At 72.8% G+C, this 21,744-nt stretch carries 20 protein-coding genes and 1 pseudogene; 8 read left to right on the top strand and 13 right to left on the bottom strand.

Going from position 1 to position 21,744, the window contains the following annotated elements:
- Positions 1-229 (top strand): annotated as a pseudogene (locus ACWDR7_RS06245) (hypothetical protein); the annotation flags it as partial.
- 47 nt (positions 230-276) lie between these two features.
- Here ACWDR7_RS06245 and ACWDR7_RS06240 read toward each other — a convergent pair.
- From ACWDR7_RS06240 to sdhC, 4 genes are read right to left on the bottom strand one after another with little or no spacing between them, the layout of a single operon-like run.
- The gene (locus tag ACWDR7_RS06240) at positions 277-1,035 is read right to left on the bottom strand and encodes a succinate dehydrogenase iron-sulfur subunit (protein ID WP_449854063.1); all 759 of its coding nucleotides are present in this window, start codon (positions 1,033-1,035) and stop codon (positions 277-279) included.
- The gene (gene sdhA, locus ACWDR7_RS06235; RefSeq protein WP_449854062.1) at positions 1,035-2,861 is read right to left on the bottom strand and encodes a succinate dehydrogenase flavoprotein subunit; all 1,827 of its coding nucleotides are present in this window, start codon (positions 2,859-2,861) and stop codon (positions 1,035-1,037) included. The genes ACWDR7_RS06240 and sdhA overlap by 1 nt, the downstream gene beginning before the upstream one ends.
- A 22-nt stretch (positions 2,862-2,883) precedes the next feature.
- A complete protein-coding gene (locus tag ACWDR7_RS06230; protein ID WP_449854061.1) occupies positions 2,884-3,327 on the bottom strand; it encodes a succinate dehydrogenase hydrophobic membrane anchor subunit in 444 nt (147 codons plus the stop codon).
- Positions 3,327-3,755, bottom strand: a complete 429-nt coding sequence (gene sdhC / locus ACWDR7_RS06225) for a succinate dehydrogenase, cytochrome b556 subunit (protein ID WP_449854060.1) — start codon at positions 3,753-3,755, stop codon at positions 3,327-3,329. The genes ACWDR7_RS06230 and sdhC overlap by 1 nt, the downstream gene beginning before the upstream one ends.
- Positions 3,756-3,958: 203 nt before the next feature.
- On the opposite strand from sdhC, the gene ACWDR7_RS06220 reads away from it, so the two are divergent.
- From ACWDR7_RS06220 to ACWDR7_RS06200, 5 genes are all read left to right on the top strand, one after another.
- Positions 3,959-5,071 (top strand): mannose-1-phosphate guanylyltransferase, encoded by a 1,113-nt coding sequence (locus ACWDR7_RS06220; RefSeq protein ID WP_449854059.1) that lies wholly within the window; start codon positions 3,959-3,961, stop codon positions 5,069-5,071.
- A gap of 51 nt (positions 5,072-5,122) precedes the next feature.
- Entirely contained in the window at positions 5,123-5,518 is a 396-nt protein-coding gene (locus tag ACWDR7_RS06215; RefSeq protein ID WP_449854058.1) for a cytidine deaminase, read from the top strand.
- On the top strand, positions 5,515-6,801 hold the full coding sequence (locus ACWDR7_RS06210; RefSeq protein ID WP_449854057.1) for a thymidine phosphorylase: 1,287 nt from the start codon (positions 5,515-5,517) through the stop codon (positions 6,799-6,801). The genes ACWDR7_RS06215 and ACWDR7_RS06210 overlap by 4 nt, the downstream gene beginning before the upstream one ends.
- Positions 6,798-7,904: an adenosine deaminase gene (locus tag ACWDR7_RS06205; RefSeq protein ID WP_449854056.1), complete on the top strand. Its 1,107-nt coding sequence runs from the start codon at positions 6,798-6,800 to the stop codon at positions 7,902-7,904. The genes ACWDR7_RS06210 and ACWDR7_RS06205 overlap by 4 nt, the downstream gene beginning before the upstream one ends.
- A gap of 115 nt (positions 7,905-8,019) precedes the next feature.
- On the top strand, positions 8,020-8,418 hold the full coding sequence (locus ACWDR7_RS06200; RefSeq protein ID WP_449854055.1) for a DUF4190 domain-containing protein: 399 nt from the start codon (positions 8,020-8,022) through the stop codon (positions 8,416-8,418).
- A gap of 59 nt (positions 8,419-8,477) precedes the next feature.
- On the opposite strand, the gene ACWDR7_RS06195 is transcribed toward ACWDR7_RS06200, so the two are convergent.
- The 5 genes from ACWDR7_RS06195 to ACWDR7_RS06175 are packed head-to-tail and all read right to left on the bottom strand — an operon-like array spanning position 8,478 to position 13,963.
- Positions 8,478-9,617, bottom strand: a complete 1,140-nt coding sequence (locus ACWDR7_RS06195) for a mannitol-1-phosphate 5-dehydrogenase (RefSeq protein WP_449854054.1) — start codon at positions 9,615-9,617, stop codon at positions 8,478-8,480.
- Positions 9,618-9,621: 4 nt separating this feature from the next.
- Positions 9,622-11,640 carry a PTS mannitol transporter subunit IICBA gene (locus ACWDR7_RS06190; RefSeq protein WP_449854053.1) on the bottom strand — a complete coding sequence of 673 codons (2,019 nt, stop codon included), beginning with the start codon at positions 11,638-11,640 and terminating at the stop codon, positions 9,622-9,624.
- A 49-nt stretch (positions 11,641-11,689) separates the two neighbouring features.
- Entirely contained in the window at positions 11,690-13,342 is a 1,653-nt protein-coding gene (gene ptsP, locus ACWDR7_RS06185) for a phosphoenolpyruvate--protein phosphotransferase (RefSeq protein WP_449854052.1), read from the bottom strand.
- A 5-nt stretch (positions 13,343-13,347) separates the two neighbouring features.
- Positions 13,348-13,623 carry an HPr family phosphocarrier protein gene (locus tag ACWDR7_RS06180; protein ID WP_449854051.1) on the bottom strand — a complete coding sequence of 92 codons (276 nt, stop codon included), beginning with the start codon at positions 13,621-13,623 and terminating at the stop codon, positions 13,348-13,350.
- A 13-nt stretch (positions 13,624-13,636) separates the two neighbouring features.
- The gene (locus ACWDR7_RS06175; protein ID WP_449854050.1) at positions 13,637-13,963 is read right to left on the bottom strand and encodes a PTS sugar transporter; all 327 of its coding nucleotides are present in this window, start codon (positions 13,961-13,963) and stop codon (positions 13,637-13,639) included.
- 154 nt (positions 13,964-14,117) lie between these two features.
- Here ACWDR7_RS06175 and ACWDR7_RS06170 point away from each other — a divergent pair, with 154 nt between their 5' ends.
- Positions 14,118-16,055, top strand: a complete 1,938-nt coding sequence (locus tag ACWDR7_RS06170; protein WP_449854049.1) for a BglG family transcription antiterminator — start codon at positions 14,118-14,120, stop codon at positions 16,053-16,055.
- Between the two features lie 111 nt (positions 16,056-16,166).
- On the opposite strand, the gene ACWDR7_RS06165 is transcribed toward ACWDR7_RS06170, so the two are convergent.
- From ACWDR7_RS06165 to ACWDR7_RS06150, 4 genes are all read right to left on the bottom strand, one after another.
- Positions 16,167-16,421 carry an HPr family phosphocarrier protein gene (locus ACWDR7_RS06165; RefSeq protein WP_449854048.1) on the bottom strand — a complete coding sequence of 85 codons (255 nt, stop codon included), beginning with the start codon at positions 16,419-16,421 and terminating at the stop codon, positions 16,167-16,169.
- A gap of 139 nt (positions 16,422-16,560) precedes the next feature.
- Entirely contained in the window at positions 16,561-17,487 is a 927-nt protein-coding gene (locus tag ACWDR7_RS06160; protein ID WP_449854047.1) for a hypothetical protein, read from the bottom strand.
- Positions 17,488-17,678: 191 nt separating this feature from the next.
- On the bottom strand, positions 17,679-19,331 hold the full coding sequence (locus ACWDR7_RS06155) for a phospho-sugar mutase (RefSeq protein WP_449854046.1): 1,653 nt from the start codon (positions 19,329-19,331) through the stop codon (positions 17,679-17,681).
- Positions 19,328-20,152: a purine-nucleoside phosphorylase gene (locus tag ACWDR7_RS06150; RefSeq protein WP_449854045.1), complete on the bottom strand. Its 825-nt coding sequence runs from the start codon at positions 20,150-20,152 to the stop codon at positions 19,328-19,330. The genes ACWDR7_RS06155 and ACWDR7_RS06150 overlap by 4 nt, the downstream gene beginning before the upstream one ends.
- 163 nt (positions 20,153-20,315) lie before the next feature.
- Between ACWDR7_RS06150 and ACWDR7_RS06145 the strand changes: the two genes are divergently transcribed.
- Positions 20,316-21,743 (top strand): NAD(P)H-quinone dehydrogenase, encoded by a 1,428-nt coding sequence (locus tag ACWDR7_RS06145; protein ID WP_449854044.1) that lies wholly within the window; start codon positions 20,316-20,318, stop codon positions 21,741-21,743.
- The last annotated feature ends 1 nt before the right edge of the window (position 21,744 follow it).

Genomic DNA, 21,744 nt, shown 5'->3' with positions numbered 1-21,744 from the left:
CGACGCGCTGTTCCGCGTCATCCGAGACCTGCGTGCCCAGGGCGTGGCGATCGTCTACATCTCCCACCGGATGAGCGAGCTCGTGCGGATCGTGAGCGCCGCCTCGCTCTCGCGGGACGCGAGAGCGCGAGCACGCGAGCGGCACCGCGCAGCGGTGCCCGAGCGCGCGCAGACGCTTCTAAAAAGAATGCCCGCAAAGCGGGTGCCCGAGCGGCGCAGACGCTTCTAAAAAGAAGGGGCCCGGCCGAAGCCGAGCCCCTTCTCATCGGGCGGGTCTCACACCCGGCCGCGCAGGACCGCCTGCTTCACCTCGGCGATGGCCTTGGTGACCTCGATGCCGCGGGGGCACGCCTCGGTGCAGTTGAAGGTCGTGCGGCAGCGCCACACGCCCTCCTTGTCGTTGAGGATGTCCAGGCGCACCTGGGCCTCGTCGTCGCGCGAGTCGAAGATGAAGCGGTGCGCGTTCACGATCGCGGCGGGACCGAAGTACTGCCCGTCGGTCCAGAACACGGGGCACGACGTGGTGCACGCGGCGCACAGGATGCACTTGGTCGTGTCGTCGAAGCGCTCGCGGTCGGCGATCGTCTGCAGGCGCTCCTTGCCCTTCTCGGGCGCCGACTTCGACTGCAGGAACGGCTGCACCTCGCGGTACGCCTCGAAGAAGGGGTCCATGTCGACGATCAGGTCCTTCTCGAGGGGAAGACCCTTGATCGCCTCGACGTACACGGGCTTCGAGATGTCGAGGTCCTTGATGAGCGTCTTGCAGGCCAGGCGGTTGCGGCCGTTGATGCGCATGGCGTCGGAGCCGCAGATGCCGTGGGCGCACGAGCGACGGAACGCGAGGGATCCGTCGATGTCCCACTTGATCCGGTGCAGGGCGTCGAGCACGCGGTCGGTCGAGTACATCTCGACGTCGTAGTCGACCCACTTCGGCTCGCTGTCGACCTCGGGGTCGAAGCGGCGGATCATGAACGTGACCAGGTAGGACTGGACGGCCTGCTCCTCGGCGGGAGCCTCGGTTGCGGCGGACGACATCAGTACTTCCTCTCCATGGGTGCGTAGCGGAGCTCGCCGGCGTCATCCTTCGTGAACACCACGGGCTTCCAGTCGAGCTTGATGTGGTCCTCGGGATCCGGCGAGTGCGGATCGCCCGTGAGGTACGCCATCGTGTGCTGCATGTAGTTGGCGTCGTCGCGGTCGGGGTAGTCCTCGCGCATGTGGCCGCCGCGGCTCTCCTTGCGGTTGCGCGCGGCGTAGGCGACGATCTCGGCCAGGTCGAGCAGGAAGCCCAGCTCCACGGCCTCGAGCAGGTCGGTGTTGTACCGCTTGCCCTTGTCGTCGACGTACACGTTCTGGTAGCGCTCGCGCAGGTCGTGGATCGTGCCGAGGACGTTCGTGAGCGTCTCCTCGGTGCGGAACACCTGGGCGTTCTTGTCCATCTCCTCCTGGAGCGTGGTGCGGATGTCGGCGATCCGCTCGGTGCCCTTGCGGGTGCGGATGGTCTCGAGCATCTCGCGGACCTCCTTGGCGGGGTCGTCCGGGAGGGGCACGAAGTCGGCGCTCTGCGCGTACTTCACGGCGTTGATGCCGGCGCGCTTGCCGAACACGTTGATGTCGAGCAGCGAGTTGGTGCCCAGGCGGTTGGCGCCGTGCACCGAGACGCACGCGCACTCGCCGGCCGCGTACAGGCCGGGCACGACGGTGTCGTTGTCGGCGAGCACCTCGGCGTCGTTGTTCGTGGGGATGCCGCCCATCGCGTAGTGCGCGGTCGGCATGACCGGCACCGGCTCGACGACGGGGTCGACGCCCAGGTACGTGCGCGCGAACTCCGTGATGTCGGGCAGCTTGGTCTCGAGCACCTCGGCGCCCAGGTGGGTGCAGTCGAGGTAGACGTAGTCCTTGTTCGGCCCGGCGCCGCGGCCCTCGAGGACCTCCTTGACCATGCAGCGCGCCACGATGTCGCGGGGCGCGAGGTCCTTGATCGTGGGGGCGTAGCGCTCCATGAAGCGCTCACCCGAGGCGTTGCGCAGGATCGCGCCCTCGCCTCGCGCTCCCTCGGTGAGGAGGATCCCAAGGCCGGCGAGGCCGGTGGGGTGGAACTGGAAGAACTCGATGTCCTCGAGCGGCAGGCCCTTGCGCCAGATGATGCCGACGCCGTCGCCCGTGAGGGTGTGGGCGTTCGAGGTGGTCTTGAACATCTTGCCGAAGCCGCCCGTGGCGAAGACGACCGACTTGGCGTGGAAGACGTGCAGGTCGCCCGTGGCGAGCTCGTACGCGACGATGCCGGCGATGCGGGTGCGGCCCTCGTCGTCCTTCACGGTGATGAGGTCGAGCGCGTAGAACTCGTTGTAGAACTCGATGCCGAGCTTGACGCAGTTCTGGAAGAGCGTCTGCAGGATCATGTGACCCGTGCGGTCGGCCGCGTAGCAGGCCCGGCGCACCGGGGCCTTGCCGTGCTCGGCGGTGTGGCCGCCGAAGCGACGCTGGTCGATCTTGCCGTCGGGCGTGCGGTTGAACGGCAGGCCCATGTTCTCGAGGTCGATGACGGCGTCGATCGCCTCCTTGGCGAGGATCTCGGCCGCGTCCTGGTCGACGAGGTAGTCGCCGCCCTTGATCGTGTCGAAGGTGTGCCACTCCCACGAGTCCTCCTCGACGTTCGCGAGCGCCGCGGCCATGCCGCCCTGCGCCGCGCCCGTGTGCGAGCGGGTGGGGTAGAGCTTGGTCACCACCGCGGTCTTGGCGCCGGGGCCGGCCTCGATGGCGGCCCGCATGCCGGCGCCGCCGGCGCCGACGATCACGACGTCGTACTGGTGGTGGTAGACGCCGTTCTTCAGCTCGGCGTCGGGGTACTTCTGAGTCACGAATCCGCTCTCTTCAGTCGGTTCAGGCGGCGGGGCAGGAGTCCCACAGGACGCTGTCCGGGGTCACGCCGAGGCACGGGTCGAAGGTGAACACCACGAGGGTGCCGAGCACGATCATGAGCGCGGCCGCGATCCAGATGGCCCACACCAGCGCGGTGCGCAGGCGGGCGCCCCGGATGTAGTCGTTCACGATCGTGCGCATGCCGTTGGCGCCGTGGATGAAGGCCAGCCACAGCATCAGCACGTCCCACCACTGCCAGAACGGCGAGGCGAGCTTGCCGGCGACGAACGCGAAGTTGATCGCGTTCACGCCGCCCTCGGGCAGGATCAGGTTCGAGATGAGGTGGCCGAAGATGAGGACGATCAGCAGCACGCCCGAGACGCGCATGTAGAGCCAGCCCCACTTCTCCCAGTTGGAGCCGCGGCCTCGCGCCGAGCGCGGGGCGGCGATGGCGTCGGCGGTCATCAGTGCCCACCTCCCGAGAAGACGTTGATGAGGTGGCGCGGCGTGAAGCCGGCCATCACGACGACCCAGACGCCGATGACGCCCCAGAACAGCCAGCGCTGGTACCTGGCGCCCTTGGCCCAGAAGTCGACGAGGATGATCCGCAGCCCGTTGAAGGCGTGGAACACGATCGCGCCGACGAGCGCGACCTCGCCGAGGCCCATGATCTCGGTCTGGTACGTCCCGATGACGGCGTTGTACGCCTCCGGCGAGACGCGGATGAGGGCGGTGTCGAGCACGTGCACCAGGAGGAAGAAGAAGATGGCGACGCCGGTGATGCGATGCAGCACCCACGACCACATTCCTTCGCGCCCGCGGTAGAGGGTGCCCCGCGGCGTCTTCGAGGTGGTCTCCGACACCGACGGCGTCGGGCGTGCGGTGGTGGACACGACGGCCTCCTTGTCGATGCGAGGTTTCGCGGACGGCGGAACCGAAGCGTCCCTGCCGAACGCCTTCATCCTATTCCCGCCCCGCGAGCGCGGCGACGAAGGGCACCCTAACTATCTCGACGTCGAGATGAATCCGTGACCTCGCGGGGCCGGCGCGAGGTCGTGCCCGGGTGCGCGGCGGCCGCGGCCGTTAGCCTGTGGGCATGAGCGACACGATCCCGGACTTCTTCGCCGTCATCCCCGCCGGCGGCATCGGCTCGCGCCTGTGGCCGCTCTCGCGCGCGGAGGCGCCGAAGTTCCTGCACGATCTGACCGGCTCCGGGGTGTCGCTGCTGCGCGAGACGTGGGACCGCCTGCTGCCGCTCACGGGCCCCGACCGGATCTCGGTGGTCACGGGCGTGGCCCACGGCCCCGCGGTGGGCAAGACGCTGCCCGACATCCCGTCCGCCAACGTCTTCCACGAGCTCGACCCTCGCGACTCGGCCGCCGCGATCGGCCTGGCCGCCGCCGTGCTGCACCGCCGCGATCCCGACGTCATCATCGGATCGTTCGCGGCGGATCACGTGATCCAGCGCCAGCGCGCGTTCGAGTTCGCCGTGCGGCAGGCCGTGGCCGTCGCGCGCGAGGGGTACATCTGCACGATCGGGATCACGCCGTCGGAGCCCTCGGTCGGCTTCGGCTACATCAAGACGGGCGACGAGCTCGACGTGACGGACGCTCCCATGGCGTCGACCGTGGAGCGCTTCGTCGAGAAGCCCGACCTCGACACGGCGCGGCGGTACTTCGCCGACCGCTCGTTCCTGTGGAACGCGGGCATGTTCATCTCGCGCGCCGACGTGCTGCTGGGCGAGCTGGAGGCCAACGAGCCGGAGCTGCACGCGGGGCTGCTCGAGATCGCCGCCGCGTGGGACACCGATGCGCGCGACGAGGTGCTCGGCCGGGTGTGGCCCGCGCTCAAGAAGATCGCGATCGACTACGCCGTGGCCGAGCCGGCCGCCGAGAAGGGGCGCCTCGCGGTGGTGCCCGGCCAGTTCGACTGGGACGACGTGGGCGACTTCGCGAGCCTGTGGAACCTCGTCTCCAACGGCCGGCGCCAGGATGTGTCGATCCTGGGCGAGAACAAGGGCGTGCTGGCGGACGAATCGCACGGGCTGGTCGTATCGCAGACCGACCGCGTGATCGCGGTGGTGGGGCTCGACGACGTCATCGTCGTCGACACGGCCGACGCGCTGCTCGTGACGAACAGCGCCCACGCGCAGCGCGTGAAGAGCGTGGTCGGCGCGCTGCAAGCACGCGGCCGCGACGCGGTGCTGTAGCGGCGGCGCGGGGCTCCGCGCCGCGGCGGACGGAAGGGCGATAATCGAGCGATGGACATCGACTGGGATCGGCTGCGCGACGCGGCCACCGCCATGCTCGAGCGGGCATACGTTCCGTACTCGCGCTACCCCGTGGGCGCCGCGGCGATCGCGACCGACGGACGCATCGTGACCGGCTGCAACGTCGAGAACGCCTCGTACGGGCTCGGACTGTGCGCCGAGTGCGGGCTCGTCTCGAACCTCGCCGCCACGGGCGGTGGGCAGCTCGTGGCGTTCGTGTGCGTGAACCGCGACGGCGACGTCATCATGCCGTGCGGCCGCTGCCGCCAGCTGCTGTACGAGTTCTCGGTGCCCGGCATGCTGCTCGAGACGGTGTCGGGCATCCGCACGATCGACGAGGTGCTGCCCGACGCGTTCGGGCCGCGCGACCTGGAGATCGTGCGGTGACCGAGCCGTTCGACGCCGTCGACGTCATCCGCGCCAAGCGCGACGGCGGCGCGGTACCCGAGCCCGCGCTGCGATGGATGATCGACGCGTTCACGCGCGGCTACGTGGCCGACGCCCAGATGTCGGCCTTCGCGATGGCGGTGCTGCTGAACGGCATGACGCGCGAGGAGATCCGCGTCCTGACCGAGGCGATGATCGCCTCGGGGGAGCGGATGTCGTTCGCCGGCCTCGGCAAGCGCACCGTCGACAAGCACTCGACGGGCGGTGTGGGCGACAAGATCACGCTGCCGCTCGCGCCGCTCGTGGCCTCGTTCGGCGTGGCGGTGCCGCAGCTGTCGGGCCGGGGCCTCGGGCACACGGGCGGCACGCTCGACAAGCTCGAGTCGATCCCCGGCTGGCGCGCGTCGCTGTCGACCGACGAGCTCATGGCGCAGCTGCGCGACGTCGGCGCAGTCATCTGCGCGGCCGGTGCGGGGCTGGCGCCGGCCGACAAGCGGCTCTACGCGCTGCGCGACGTGACCGGCACGGTCGAGGCGATCCCGCTGATCGCCTCGAGCATCATGTCGAAGAAGATCGCCGAGGGCACCGAGGCGCTCGTGCTCGACGTGAAGTTCGGATCCGGGGCCTTCATGAAGGATCCCGAGAGGTCGCGGGAACTGGCGCACACGATGGTCGCGCTGGGCGAGGACTCGGGCGTGCGCACCACGGCGCTGCTCACCGACATGAGCACGCCGCTCGGCCGGGCGATCGGCAACGCCAACGAGGTGCGCGAATCGGTCGAGGTGCTCGCCGGCGGCGGCCCCGCGGATGTCGTCGAGCTCACCGTGGCGCTCGCGCGCGAGATGCTCGCGCTCGCGGGCCTGCCGGATGCCGATCCGGAGGCGGCGCTGCGCGACGGCCGCGCGATGGACTCCTGGCGCGCGATGATCGCGGCGCAGGGCGGCGACGCCGACGCCACGCTGCCGGCCCCGCGCGAGACGCACACCGTCACGGCGCCGCGGGACGGCGTGGTCGCCCGGATGGACGCCTTCGGCTTCGGCGTGGCGGCGTGGCGCCTGGGCGCCGGCCGGGCGCGCGCCGAGGACCCGGTCGTGCATGCCGCCGGCATCGACCTGCACGCCAAGCCGGGCGAGCGGGTGACGGCGGGCCAGCCGCTGTTCACCCTGAGCGCCGACGACGCCGCGCGCTTCGACCGCGCGCTCGAGGCGCTGGGCGACGCGTGGGACATCGCGGGCGAGGCGCCCGCGCCGCGCCCCCTCATCGCCGAGCGGATCGCGGCGTGACGGGCGCGATCCGCGACCTGCCCAAGGTATCGCTGCACGACCACCTCGACGGCGGCCTGCGCCCGGCGACGCTCCTGGAGCTCGGCGAGGGGATCGGTCTGGAGCTGCCGGCGGCGGATCCGCGGGCGCTCGGGGAGTGGTTCGTCGGGGCGTGCACAGCCGGATCGCTGCCGGAGTACCTGCGCACGTTCGACCTCACGCTCGCGGTGATGCAGACGCGGGAGGGCCTGGAGCGGATCGCGCGGGAGTTCGTGGAGGATCTGGCCGCCGACGGCGTCGTGTACGGCGAGGTGCGCTGGGCGCCCGAGCTGCACACGTCCGGCGGGCTCACGCCCGCACAGGCCGTGGCGGCCGTGGCCGACGGCTTCGCGCAGGGCGAGCGCGCGGCGGCCGAGGCGGGCCGGCCCGTCCGGGCGCGGCAGCTGCTCACGGCGATGCGGCACGGCGAGCGCTCGGCCGAGATCGCGCGGCTCGCGATCGCCTCGCGCGACGCGGGCGTGGTCGGCTTCGACCTGGCGGGGCCCGAGGACGGCTTCCCGCCCTCGGCACACGCCGAGGCGTTCGGGCTGCTCGCCGACGCGCTCATGCCCGCGACCGTGCACGCGGGCGAGGCTGCGGGCGTCGACTCGATCCGCTTGGCGCTGCGCGACGGGCGGGCCCTGCGGCTCGGCCACGGCGTCCGCGTCGCCGACGACCTCGTCGTGCCGGGGGAGCGCGCCGGCGCCGCGCGGCCCGGCCGCACCGATGCCGCCGAGGTGCGGCTCGGCGAGGTGGCCGCGTGGGTGCGGGATCGGCGGATCCCGCTCGAACTGTCGCCGTCGTCGAACGTGCAGACGGCCGGGTTCGCGGACTGGGGCCGCGAGCTGGGCGATCACCCCTTCGACCTGCTGCGCCGCCTCGGCTTCGCCGTGACCGTCAACACCGACAACCGGCTCATGAGCGGCACGTCGCTCACGCGCGAGCTGACGCTGCTGAGCGAGGCGTTCGGCTACGGCCCGGCCGAGCTCGAGCGGTTCCAGCTGACCGCCGCCGAGGCCGCCTTCCTGCCCTTGCCCGAGCGCGAGGAGCTCGCCGACCTCATCCGCGCCGGCTTCCGCGTCTGACGCGGGGAGATCTGCCCGCCGTCCGGGCCGACGCGCGGCCACCTCGCGCGCTACCGTGAGAGGGTCCCGCGCACGCACCGCGCGCCCGCAGCACCTCCGACATCCGGGAGAACTCATGAGCAACGACTACCCGCCCCCGCCGCCGTCGCCCGACAACTCCGGCTACCCCGGGGGATCTCAGCAGCCCGGCTACCCCGCGCCGCCGGCGTACGCGCCGCAGCAGGGCGGCTACCCCGGCCAGTACGGACAGCCGGCCTACGGACAGCAGTACGCGCCGGACGACTACCCGGGCAAGACGCTCGGCATCGTCGGCCTCGTCCTCGCGTTCGTCTTCGCGCTCGCCGGACTCATCGTCTCGGCGATCGCGCTGAACCAGTCCAAGCAGGCCGGCTTCAAGAACACTCCGGCGAAGATCGGCCTGATCCTCAGCATCGTCTTCCTCGCGCTCGGGATCATCGCGGTCATCGCCTGGTTCGCGATCGTCGCGGCCGCCCTGTCGCAGTACGGATACTGACACCACGAGAAGGCGGCCACCCGGGATCCCGGGTGGCCGCCTTCGTCGTCGGAAGAGGATCAGCGCGCGGCGGCGACGACCTCCACGAGGCGGTCGTGCAGCGGGTGCGCGGGCTCGAGGCCCGACACCTGCGCCACGAACGCCGCCGGCTCGAGCTCGCCCAGCAGGCGGCGCAGCTCGACGGACTGCTCGTCGGCGGCGTCGTCGAACGCGAGCGCCGCGCCGACGGCCGCGAGCAGCGCGTCGACCCCCAGCCCGCGCTCGGCGGCCTCGGCGGCGGGGCCGATGAACCGCTCGTGCCGCGACAGCTTGCGCAGCGGCTGGCGGCCGACGCGCTGCACCGTGTCGGGCAGCGCGGGGTTGCGGAACCGGCCGAGGATGGTCGACCGGTACTCGGCCAGCTCCGCCGCAGAGAAGCCGTGCTTGGCCTCCAGCAGCGCCGAGGTCTCCTCGAGCGCGGCGGCCACGCCGGCCGCCACCGCCTCGTCCGCCAGCGCGTCGGCGATCCGCTCGAGGCCGGCCCGCGCGCCGAGGTACGCCGCGGTCGCGTGGCCGGTGTTCACCGTGAACAGCTTGCGCTCGATGTACGGGCCGAGATCGTCGACGAAGTGCGCGCCGGGGATGTGCGGCGGGGTGTCGCCGAACGGCGCGCGCTCGATCGCCCACTCGTAGAACGGCTCGACCGTCACGTCGATCCCGGCGCCCTCCGGCTGACCGGGGACGATCCGGTCCACGGCGGTGTTCGCGAACACCGCGCGCGGGGCCAGCTCGTCCCACTCGTCGCCGGCGACCGCCGCCATCTCGGCGCGCAGGGTGTCGGTGGCGCCGATCGCGTTCTCGCACGCCATCACCTGCAGCGGCGCCGCGGCGGCATCGCGCCGCCGCAGCCCCGCCACGAGGTGCGGCGCGATGAAGCGCAGCACGGTGGGCCCCACGGCGGTGGTGGCGACGTCCGCCGCCGCCACCTCCGCCGCCACGGCGTCCGGATCCTGCGCGCTGTCGATTGCGCGGAACCCGGTGACCACGTGGTCGCGGCCGCCCTCGCCCACCTCGTGCACGGTGTACGCGTCCGCGGCGTTGATGGCGTCGACGAGCGGCGCCGCCACGTCCGAGAACACGAGCTCGTACCCGCCCTGGTGGAGCAGCAGCCCCACGAAGCCGCGGCCGATGTTGCCCGCGCCGAAGTGCACAGCCTTCATGCGATCAGCCCTCGTTCACCGTCTGGAGCAGCGCGTACAGCTCCTGCGGGGTCGATGCGGCCTTGAGCTTCGCGATCTGCTCCTCGTCCGAGAACAGCGTCGCGACGTTCGACAGCAGCGCGAGGTGCTCGTCGCCCTTGCCGGCGATGCCCACGACGAAGGTCGCCGTGTCGCCGTCCCAGTCGACGCCGCCGTCGTAGCGCACGACGGTCAGCGCCGAGCCGAGCACGGCCGACTTGGCGTCGTTGGTGCCGTGCGGGATCGCCAGCTCGTTGCCCATGAACGTCGACACCGTGCGCTCGCGGGCGAGCATGGCGTCGTAGTACGCGGGCGTGACGGCGCCGGCGGCCTCCAGCATGTCGGCGGCCTCGCGCAGGGCCTCCTCGCGGGTGGCCGAGCCGGAGTGGATGCGCACGCGCTCGACCGAGAGCACGTCGGCGGCCGTCGCCGCAGGCGTCTCCGCCTCGACGGCCGCGAGGGGGGCGCCGCCCTGCTGCTGCTCGACCAGCATCCGCGTGATCTCGTCGTAGCGCGGCGAGTTCATGAAGTTGTCGACCGAGACGTGCAGGGCCGACTGCTCGCGCTGCTTGGCGCGATCGGTCAGCTGCTGCTGGGTGACGACGAGGTCGGCCGTGCCGTCGAGCGACGCGATCGCCTTGTTGGTGACGGTGACGCCCTGGATGCCGGCGGCCTTGAACTTGTTGCGCAGCACGCTGGCGCCCATGGCCGACGATCCCATGCCCGCGTCGCACGCGAACACGACCTTCTCGATCGTCTTCGTGGCGGTGGTGGCGCCGCCGGCGGCGAGGCCACCGAGCACGCTCGACTTGCGGCCCTTGTTGGCCTCGGTCTGCGCGATGGCCGACGCGAAGCCGTCCGAGCCGGCGGCCTCGGCGGCGAGGTCGCGCTTGCGGCTGCCGAGCAGGAACATCATGCTCACGAGGAACGTGACGCCGGCCGACAGGACGACCGAGAGGATGACGCCGATGTGGCTGCCGGGGGCCGTCTGGATGAGCACGGCGAAGATCGATCCCGGCGAGGCGGGGGCGACGAGGCCCGACTGGAAGATCACGTTCGTCAGCACGCCCGTGGCACCACCGGCGACGAGGCCGAGGAGCAGGATCGGCTTGGCGAGCACGTAGGGGAAGTAGACCTCGTGGATGCCGCCGAGGAACTGGATGATCCACGCACCGGGAGCGGTCGCGCGCGCCGCGCCGACGCCGAACACGGCGATCGCGAGCAGCAGACCGGCGCCGGGGCCGGGGTTCGCCTCGACGAGGAACAGCAGGCTGCGGCCGGTGGCCTCGACCTGCTGGGTGCCGATCGGGGTGAACACACCGTGGTTGATGGCGTTGTTCAGGAACAGCACCTTCGCGGGCTCGACGATGATGCTCGCGAGCGGGATGAGTCCGGTGTCGACGAGCCAGCCCACGGCTGCGCCGAGCAGGTCGGTCAGCCACTTCATGACGGGCGCGAGCCAGAAGAACGCCGCGAGCGCCGTGAAGAACCCGACGAAGCCGGCCGAGAAGTTGTCGACGAGCATCTCGAAGCCGGCCTTGACCTTGCCGGCCCAGAGCTTCTCGACCTGCTTCAGGATCCACGCGGCCAGCGGGCCGGCGATCATGGCGCCGAGGAACATGACCGTGCCGGCCGCGCCCACGATGACGCCGAAGGCCGCGATCGCGCCCACGACGCCGCCGCGGTGGCCGTAGACGACGTTGCCGCCGGTGAAGGCGATGAGCAGCGGCAGGAGGTAGGTGATGATCGGGCTGACGAGGCCCAGCCACTCGGTGCCGTCGGGCGTGGTGCCGCCGCCCAGCATGGCGGAGTCGGCCCAGCGCCAGGCCTCGACGGGGCCGGTGTTGCCCAGCCAGCCGGTGTCGATGAAGAGGGCGGTGAGGAGACCCCAGGCGATGAAGGCCGCGATGTTCGGCATGATCATGCCCGAGAGGAACGTGCCGAACTTCTGCACGCCCACGCGAACGGCGCCCGGCGACTTCGCCGGAGCTGCTGTGTCAGTCATTGGTGACTCGTCTTTCTGGTGTGTGGGTTTCGGGTAGGGGAGGAGACGATCAGGAGACGGCGGCGCGCGCGGCCTGGCGGGCGGCGTCGGCGTCGGTGGTGGACAGCGCGGCCTCCGCGATGCGGCGGGCGTCGTCGAGCGTGTGGCGCTTCAGCTCGGCGCGCACGTCGACGAGGGAGCGCGGCGACATCGACAGCGTCGTGGCGCCGAGGCCCACGAGCACGACCGCGAGCAGCGGGTCCGCGGCGGCCTGGCCGCAGATGCCGACCGGCTTGCCGTGGCGGGCGCCCGCGGCGCCGACCTCGGCGATGAGCCGCAGCACGGCGGGGTGCCACGGGTCCTGGAAGGACGACACCGTGCCGAGCAGGCGGTCGGCGGCCATCGTGTACTGCACGAGGTCGTTCGTGCCGATGGATCCGAAGTCCGTCTGCTGCAGGATCGCGTCGGCCAGCAGCGCCGCGGCGGGCACCTCGACCATGACGCCGGCGGTCTTGAGGCCGTGCTCGTGCGCGAGGGCGGTGAAGTACGCCGCCTCCTCGACGTTCGAGACCATGGGCGCCATGACCCACAGGTCCGCGTCGGTCGCCGCGTCGGCCTGGGCGAGGGCGGTGAGCTGGTCGCGCAGGATCTGCTCGTGCGCGCGCAGGCTGCGCAGGCCCCGCAGGCCGAGCGCCGGGTTCTGCTCGTCGCCGTCGGTGAGGAACTTCAGCGGCTTGTCGGCGCCGGCGTCGAGCACGCGCACGACGACCTTCTGGCCCGGGAACGCCGCGAGCAGCTTCTCGTACGAGGCGCGCTGGGCCTCGACCGTGGGCGCCTCGTCGGCGCTGAGGAAGAGGAACTCCGTGCGGAACAGGCCGACGCCCTCGGCGCCCAGCTCGACCGCATCGGCCGCCGCATCGGGGTTGCCGAGGTTGGCCAGCAGCGGGATCGCCGTGCCGTCGGCGAGCTCGCCGGGGGTGACGGGCGCGGCCGCGGCGGCGAGGCGCTGGGCCGTGCGCTCGTCGGCCTCGGCGCGCTGGGCGTCGGTGGGATCGAGCACGACGAGGCCGGCGGCGGCGTCGACGAGCACCGTGGCGCCGTCGACGAGCCCGGGGTGCTCGCCCGTGCCGACGACGGCCGTGATGCCCTTGTCGCCGGCGAGGATCGCGGTGTGCGAGGTGGGGCCGCCCTCGGTCGTGACGACGGCGAGCACCTTGTCGAGGTCGAGCAGCGCCGTGTCGGCGGGGGCGAGGTCGTCGGCCACGAGCACGAAGGGGTGGTCGAGCTCGGGCACGCCCGGCGCGGGCACGCCACGCAGCTGCGCGATGACGCGCTGCGACACGTCGGCGAGATCGGCGGCGCGCTCGCCGAGGTAGCCGCCCATCTCCTGCAGGGTCTGGGCGAAGCGCGCGAACGCCGTGTGCACGGCGTACTCGGCCGTGTGGCCCTCGTCGATGAGCGCGCCCACCTGCTCCTCGAGCGTGGGGTCCTCGGCCATCATGGCCTGCGCCTCGAGCACCTCCTGCGCGGCGCCGCCGGCGCGCTCGCCGCGGGCGTTCAGCTCGGCCGCCACGGCGGCCACGGCCTGCGCGGCCGCGGCCTTCTCCTCGTCCGGCGTGCGCGTGCTGCGCGCGTCGCTCGGCGCGTCGAGCCGCGGCGCCATGCGCGCGATCGGGCCGTGGGCCACGCCCTGGCCGATGCCGACGCCGCGGATGTCGGTCATGGCGGTCACTCGGCGTCCTGGTCGGTCTCGAGCAGCTCGACGAGGCGGTCGAGCGCGGCCTCCGCGCCCTCGCCCGTGGCCTCGAGGGTGACCTCGTCGCCCGTGTTGGCGCCCAGAGCGATGACGCCGAGGATGCTGGCGGCGTTGACGGGCTTGCCGTCGCCCTTGGCGATCGTGACCTCGACGCCGGAGTCCTTGGCGGCCTGCGCGAACAGCTTCGCGGGGCGCGCGTGCAGGCCGTGAGAGGCGGCGATGCGGACGGTGCGGGAGATGGTGCTCATGGGCATCCCTTCGTCAGGCGGACGCCGGGTCGGCGCCCTGATCGGCGACGGCGCGGGCCAGCGCGAGCGCGCGGGCGCCGTCGAGGTCGGTGAACACGTCGTCCGGGAGGACGCCGACGGCCACGCCGCGCGGGGCGGCGAGGGCGCGCACGTCATCGAGCGAGCGATGCAGGTGCGGGCCGAGCAGCACGACGTCGGCGGAGTCGAGGTCGATCGGCAGCGAGAGCTCCGTGCCGGCGAACGCGGCGAGCTCGAGTCCCGCGGCCTGGGCGGCGCGACGGATGCGAAGGGCGACGAACGTGCTGGACGCGCCGGCGCCGCACACCACAAGGATCCTCATCGATCTCCAACTTTCCCTTCCGATCGATCCTGCGCGGGCGCGAGGGGGCGGAGCAACCAGCGTTCTTTCCCCCCGTGCGGAAGATCGGCTCGGCGCGGAGGATCGGCCCGCGGCGCCGCGTGATTGACTGAACGAGGGGACGAGAGAGGCGCACATGACCAGGCGACGGCAGGATCGGATGCTCGGCATCCTGCTGCGCCGCGGCGACTGGATGACCGCGGCGACGCTGGCCGACCAGCTCGGCGTCACGCCGCGCAGCGTGCGCTCGTACGTCACCGCGGTGAACGCGCGCGTGCCCGGCGGCGACGCCATCGAGTCGGGTCCCGCCGGCTACCGCGCTCTGCCGGGCGCCGCCGCCGCGCTGCACGCCGACGCCGAGCCGGGCACCCCGCGGCAGCGGCTGCACGCGATCGTGCGCGCGCTGCTCGACGCCGACGAGGGCATCGACGTGTTCGACACCGCCGACCGCCTGCACGTGAGCTCGGCCACGCTCGAGGCCGACCTGGGGCGCGTGCGCGCGCTGCTGGGCGGGCCCGGTGCGGGGGCCGCGGGGTCGGGGCTCGCGCTCGAGCGGCAGGGCTCGCGCCTGTGGCTGACGGGAACGGAGCTGGCCAGGCGCCGCTTCGTGAGCCGCCTCGTGCACGACGAGATGGACGACGGCGCGTTCGACCTGGCGTCCCTGCGCCGCGCGGCCGACGCCCTCGCGATCCCGTCCGGCGCGCTCGGGGCGTTCAAGGCCGATCTCGTCGCAGAGCTCGGGCGGCTCGGGTTCTTCGTGAACGAGTTCGCCGCCTCCGACGTCGTGCTGCACGGGGCGATCGCCGCCGACCGCGTGGCGCAGGGGCACGCCCTCGAGGCCGCGCACGGCGAGGCCGACCCCACCCGCGAGCGGGTCGCCGACGCGATCGGCGAGCTCGCCCGCACGCACTTCGGCGTGGAGCTGGGGCGGGGCGACCGGCTGCACCTGGCCGCGCTCGTGCTCACCCGCATCGTGGTGCCGGGGGCGCCGGGCGAGCCGGGCGGGGCGCGCCCGGATCCGCAGATTGCGGCGGCCGTCTCGGCGGCGGTGACGCGTGCGGCCGAGGACTACCTCGTCGACATCGCGCACGACGACTTCGTGCAGCGACTCGCCCTGCACGTGCAGAACCTCGTGCACCGCGCGCGCGAGCAGGCGTGGTCGCGCAACCCGCTCACGCGCACGCTGAAGTCGGCGTATCCGATGATCTTCGACGTGGCCGTCTCGATCGCCGGCGAGCTGTCCGAGACGCTCGGGGTGCCGATCCGGGACGACGAGATCGCCTACATCGCGATGCACGTGGGCGGGCGGCTGGAGCGCAGCCGCCGCGCCGAGACGACGCTCACCGCGACGATCGTGTGCCCCGGCTACTACGAGCTGCACGAGCTGCTGCGCTCGAGCGTCGTCCGCTCGCTGGGCCGCTCGATCGAGGTGACGAACGTCGAGACGCGCGTGGACGTCGACTGGGACGGGATGGGCACGGATCTTGTGCTCACGACGATCGATCCGCCCGTGCCGTCGGAGCGGATCGTGCGGATCCAGCCGTTCCTCACCGACGTCGACGTCGAGCGCGTCACGGCCGCCGCGGCGCGCGTGCGGCGGGCCCGGCGGCTCGGCCGGCTGCGCGCGGAGCTGGCGCGCTACTTCGCGCCCGGCGCGTTCGTGCGCGGGATCGACGCGGCCGGCGGCGAGGAGGGCGTGATCCGGCGCCTCGGCGCGATGCTCGTGGCGCAGGGCGTGGTGGGCGAGGAGTATGTGGAGAGCACGATCGAGCGCGAGCGGCTGTCGTCGACGGCGTTCACCGAGACGCTCGCGGTGCCGCACGCGCTGCGCATGACGGCGAGGCGCACGGCGATCGCGCTGGGGATCGCGGATCAGCCGATCGCGTGGGGTGACGGGCGCGTGAACGTCGTGGCGCTCGTGGCGTTCAGCGAGAGCGACCGCGCGGCGTTCCAGACGGTGTTCGAGCAGTTCGTCGAGGTGTTCGGCGAGCCCGAGAGCGCGCAGCGCCTCATCCGCCGCGGCACCGACCTGTCATCCTTCCTCGACGAGCTCGCCGCCGTCATCGACGGCTGAGCGGGGTTGGGCCCGGGCAGGGTTGGGCCCGGTTCCTCCGCGAACCCGCCCTCGATCCGCGAACCCGCGCCGGATCCGGGGCGGGCTCGGCGAACGAGCGCGGGTTCGGCGTCAGTGCGGGGGCGCGAGGATCGCGGTGGCGGCATCCAGGGCCGCCTCAGCGGCGGGGCCATCGGCCTCGAGGGTGACCGGGGTGCCGGGGGAGAGCTCGAGGTCCATTACCGCGAGCACGCTGGCGGCGTTGACCACGCGGCCCCCGATCAGCAGGTGCAGCGTGCCGGGCAGCTGCCGCGCGAGCTGGGCGAGCTGCGCGGCGGGGCGCGCGTGCAGCCCGTCGGCCGCCGTCACCACGATGTTCCGCTGCACGCCCCCACGCTACCGGCCGCCCCACGCTGGCGACGGCGCCCTCTTTGCGCGAACCCGCCCTCGATCCGCGAACCCGCCCTCGATCCGCGAACCCGCGCCGGATCCGGGGCGGGTTCGGCGATCGAGCGCGGGTTCGGCGTCAGGGGCGGATGCCGAAGGAGGCCAGGTGCGCGCCGAGCGCGCGGGCGTTCGGCATGTCGCGATCCATCCACCGGGCGAAAGGCTCCTGGGTGCGCCCCCGGATCCAGTCCTCGCGGCGCTTCTCGTCGATGAGAGCCTGTTGCGGAGTGCGCCCCGCGAGGAAGGCCGGATCGCGATACTTCGTCGCGCCGTCCACCTCGCCGATCCCGCGTCGGAAGCGGAAATCGAGCAGGTAATCCGCGCCGTTCGGGCCGGGGAAGGGCTCTTGGATCCGGACGTTCCGGAAGCCGAGAACGTGGAGGAACCACCGGCTTGCGCTCTCGAGGGGAGAACCGGATCGCGGATCGGCGAAGGCCGCGACCTCCCGTGCCCGCCGGATGCCGCGCGCCCCGGGAAGGCAGGCGATGCGCCGCACCAATCGCGCGCGGAGTTCGTCCGCGCCGTCGGGCGCCATCGCGAGCGCGGCGTCGGCGAGGGCGACGCCGGCCTCTAGCGGGATCGAGCGGATGACGTCGCAGACCGTGCGGTCGAGCGATGTGACGGGCATGCCGTCTACCAGCGTCAGATCGTCGTCCGTGAACGGCACCTCGTGGCGCATGACGAAGGGGTTCTTCGCGGCGACGCGGTCGGCGTGGCAGAGCACGTGGACGCGTTCGTCCCGCAGGCGGAACAGCGGGAGCCCGTGCACGGCCGCGGCGGTGATGCCCGCGAGCACGAGCGGTCCGCGGCTGGCGCGGAGGGCGGTCGCCGCGGCGGCGCGCTGGCGCTGTTCGATCGGGGCCGCGGTCCAGTCGGCCGCGTCGACGTAGGCGCCGGGCCGGATCCGGTGGAGGCGCTCCGCCGACACGGCTTGGCGGATCGCGTGATCGCTGGCCCCGGCGTGCTCGAGATCCGTGCGGCTGTACACGGTGAGGTTCTGGCCCATGCCCAGACCCTGCCCGACGCGCCGCCGCCGGGCCGCCTCTCCACAGCCGGTTCTCCCGCGCCGCTCGCTCCGGCCGCCTGTGGACGAGCAGCCGCGCCCTCCTCCGGCCCCGCGAACCCGCGCTCGATCAGCGAACCCGCCCCGGATGGAGCGCGGGTTCGGCGAAGGAGCGCGGGGTCGGCGGAGGAGGGTCAGGACAACTCGGCGAGCAGCTCCCGGACCGCGGCGTCGAGGGCGGCGAGGCGGGCGGCGGCGTCGGGCGTGTCCGCGCCGCGGACGTCGAGGTAGACCTTGAGCTTGGGCTCCGTGCCGCTCGGGCGCACGATGACGCGCGAGCCGTCGTCGAGCGCGTAGCGCAGCACGTCGCCCGAGGGCAGGCCGGGCGCGCCCGCCGCGAGGTCGTCGGCGCGCGTGACGGCGCGCTCGCCGAAGGTGGCGGGCGGATCGGCGCGCAGCGCGGCCATGATCCGCCCGATGACCGCCACGTCGTCGACGCGGATCGACACCTGGCCGTCGCGGTAGACGCCGATCTCGGCCGTGAGCTCGTCGAGCAGATCGGCGATCGTCGCGCCGCGGCCGCGCGCCTCGGCGGCCAGGCCCAGCACGGCCACGGCGGCCGAGACGCCGTCCTTGTCACGCACCGTCTCGGGGTTGACGAGGTAGCCCAGCGCCTCCTCGTACCCGAACACGAGCCCGGGCGCGCGCGAGATCCACTTGAAGCCCGTGAGGGTCTCGCGGAAGCCGAGGCCGTAGCGCTCGGCGATCGCGCTCAGCCCGGGCGACGACACGAGCGAGCACGCGAGCGTCGCCCCCGGCGTGCCCTGGGCCGCGCGGGCCGCGCGCAGGCCGAGCAACAGGCCGATCTCGTTGCCCGTGAGTCGCCGCCAGCCGTCGCCGTCCGGGATCGCCACGGCCAGCCGATCCGCATCCGGATCGTGCGCGAGCACGAACTCCGCCCCGGCGGCGGTCGCCGTCTCGTAGGCCAGATCCATGGCCCCCGGCTCCTCGGGGTTGGGGAACGACACGGTCGGGAACGTGCCGTCCGGATCGATCTGCGCGGCCGTGAGGGCCGGCCGCGGGTAGCCGGCCGCGTCGAGCACGCGCGCGAAGGTATGCCAGCCGACGCCGTGCATCGCCGTGTACGCCCAGTTCATGCCGGCAGCGGCATGCGGCGCGGGGGCGACGGCCGCCGTCGCGGCGACGTACGCGTCGACGACATCCTCCGGCGCCGTCTCGAACTCGCCCCGCGGCAGCTCGCCGACGCGGGCGGTGTCGGCGACGCGCTGGATGTGTGCGGCGATCTCGCCGTCGGCGGGGGAGACGATCTGCGATCCGGCGTCGTCGCCGCCGAGGTACACCTTGTAGCCGTTGTCGTCGGGTGGGTTGTGGCTGGCGGTGACCATGACGCCCGCGTCGGCGCCGAGGTGCCGCAGCGCGAACGCCAGCACGGGCGTGGGCAGCAGCCGCGGCAGCAGCACGGCCCGCAGGCCCGCGCCCGCGAACAGCTCGGCCGAGTCGCGCGCGAACACGTCGGAGTTGCGGCGCCCGTCGTAGCCGACGACCACGACCGGCGCGCGATCCGGGATGCGCTCGCGCAGGTACGCGGCGAATCCGGCGGCGGCCTGCGACACGAGCACCCGGTTCATGCGCAGGGGCCCGGCGCCGAGCGCGCCCCGCAGCCCGGCCGTGCCGAACTGCAGCCGGCCCGCGAACCGCGCCTCGAGGTCGTTCGCGGCGTCGGCGTCACCGCCCTCGGCCGCCGCGATGAGCGCCTCGAGCTCGGCGCGGGTCACCGCGTCCGGATCCTGCGCCACCCAGGCGCGCGCCCGATCGACCGCCGTCACGACGCGATCCGTCCGATCACATCCGCCAGCAGGCGCGAGATCCGCCCCTCCGCCTCGCGGCCGGCCTCGATGACCTCCTCGTGGCTGAGTGGGGTGGGCGAGATGCCGGCGGCGAGGTTGGTGATGAGCGAGAAGCCCAGCACCTCCATGCCGGCCTGGCGCGCCGCGATCGCCTCGAGCGCCGTGGACATGCCCACGATGTCGCCGCCGATCGCCCTCGCCATCCGCACCTCCGCCGGGGTCTCGTACTGCGGCCCGCGGAACTGGCAGTACACGCCCTCGTCGAGCGACGGATCCACTTCGCGCGCGACGGCCCGCAGGCGCGCGGAGTACAGATCCGTCATGTCGATGAACGTCGCGCCCTCGAGCGGGGTGTCGGCGGTGAGGTTGAGGTGGTCGCTGATGAGCACGGGCTGGCCGGGCGTCCACGTCTCGCGGATGCCGCCGGCGCCGTTGGTGAGCACCATCGTCGTCGCGCCGGCCGCGGCGGCCGTGCGCACGCTGTGCACCACACGCCGCACGCCGTGGCCCTCGTAGTAGTGGGTGCGCGCGCCGATGACGAGCACATGCCGGCCCGACGCCGTGCGCACCGAGCGCAGGGTGCCGACGTGGCCCTCCAGCGCGGGGCGCGAGAACCCGGTGACCTCGGTGGCCGGGACCGTCGCGACGGTCTCGCCGATGAGGTCGGCGGCCTTGCCCCAGCCGCTGCCGAGGGTGACGGCGATGTCGTGCCGCTCCACGCCCGTGAGGCGTGCGATGTCGTCCGCTGCCCGGCGCGCGACCACGAACGGGTCGGCCGGGGGATCGAGGGGATGCGTCATCACACGAGGATAGACCGGCCCGGGCTGACGCCGCCGGTGTCGCCGAACCCGCGCCCGATCCGCGAACCCGCGCCGGATCGAGGGCGGGCTCGCGGATCGAGGGCGGGTTCGCGGTCGGGAGAGTCGGGGATGCCCCCGCGGCGGATAGGGAAGAATGGGCCGCATGACCTTCGACTTCGAGCGCAAGCAGCGGATCGCGATCATCGGCGGCGGACCGGGCGGCTACGAGGCGGCGATCGCGGGCGCGCAGCTCGGCGCCGAGGTGACGCTCATCGAGAGCACCGGCGTGGGCGGATCCGCGATCCTCACCGACGTGGTGCCCTCGAAGACGCTCATCGCCACGGCCGACGCCGCGCGCTCGATCGGCGACGCGGGCGACCTGGGCGTGCAGTTCTACGCCAAGGGCGAGAACGGCAAGCCCCTCAAGCCCGAGGTCGCCATCAACCTGCTCGCCGTGAACAAGCGCATCCTCGCGCTGGCCGGGCAGCAGTCCGAGGACATCCGCGAGCAGCTGCTCGAGGCGGGCGTCAAGGTCATCTCGGGCCACGGCCGGCTCGAGGGCGACGAGGCCGTCGTCGTGTCGACGGGGCCGAAGGGCACCGACTTCGACCGGATCGAGGCCGACACGTTCGTCATCTCGGTGGGCGCCTCGCCGCGCGAGCTGCCGGGCGCCAAGCCGGACGGGGACCGCATCCTCACGTGGAAGCAGCTGTACGACCTCGAGTCGGTGCCCGAGCATCTCATCGTCGTCGGATCGGGCGTGACGGGGGCCGAGTTCGCGTCGGCGTACATGAACCTCGGCTCGCAGGTGACCCTCGTCTCCAGCCGCGAGCAGGTGCTGCCGGGCGAGGACCCCGACGCCGCGAAGGTGCTCGAGAAGGTGTTCCGCCGCGCCGGCATGAAGCTGCTCGCCAAGTCGCGCGCCGAGAAGGTCGTGAACACGGGCGACGGCGTGGTCGTGACGCTCTCCGACGGATCCACCGTCGAGGGCTCGCACTGCCTCATGGCGGTCGGCGCGGTGCCGAACACGAAGGATCTGGGGCTCGAGACGGCGGGCGTGCAGCTGGCCGACTCCGGTCACATCATGGTCAACAAGGTGGGGCGCACGTCGGTGCCGAACATCTACGCGGTGGGCGACTGCACGAACCTCGTGCCGCTGGCCTCGGTCGCCGGCATGCTCGGCCGCACCGCGGTGTTCCACGCGATGGGCGATGCGGTCATCCCGTTCTCGGAGCGCCGGATCGCGTCGAACATCTTCACGAGCCCCGAGATCGCGACGGTCGGCTGGACGCAGGAGGAGGGCGCGGCCGTCTACAAGCTGCCGCTCGAGGCCAACGCGCGCGCCAAGATGATGGGCGTGAAGGACGGCTTCGTGAAGCTGTTCGCGCGCGAGGCATCGGGCACGATCATCGGCGGCGTCGTCGTCGCCCCCAAGGCGAGCGAGCTGATCTTCCCGATCGCGATCGCGGTCGAGCGCCGCCTGACGGTGGATCAGCTGGGCCGCGTCTTCGCCGCGTACCCGTCGCTGACGACCTCGATCACCGACGCGGCCCGCGCGATGCACGGCGTCGACCTCCGCGGCCGCGCCTGAG

Source organism: Microbacterium sp. NPDC003461 (assembly GCF_053588335.1).
Note: the sequence above shows the minus strand (reverse complement) of the source record. Positions and strands in the feature narration are given on the sequence as shown.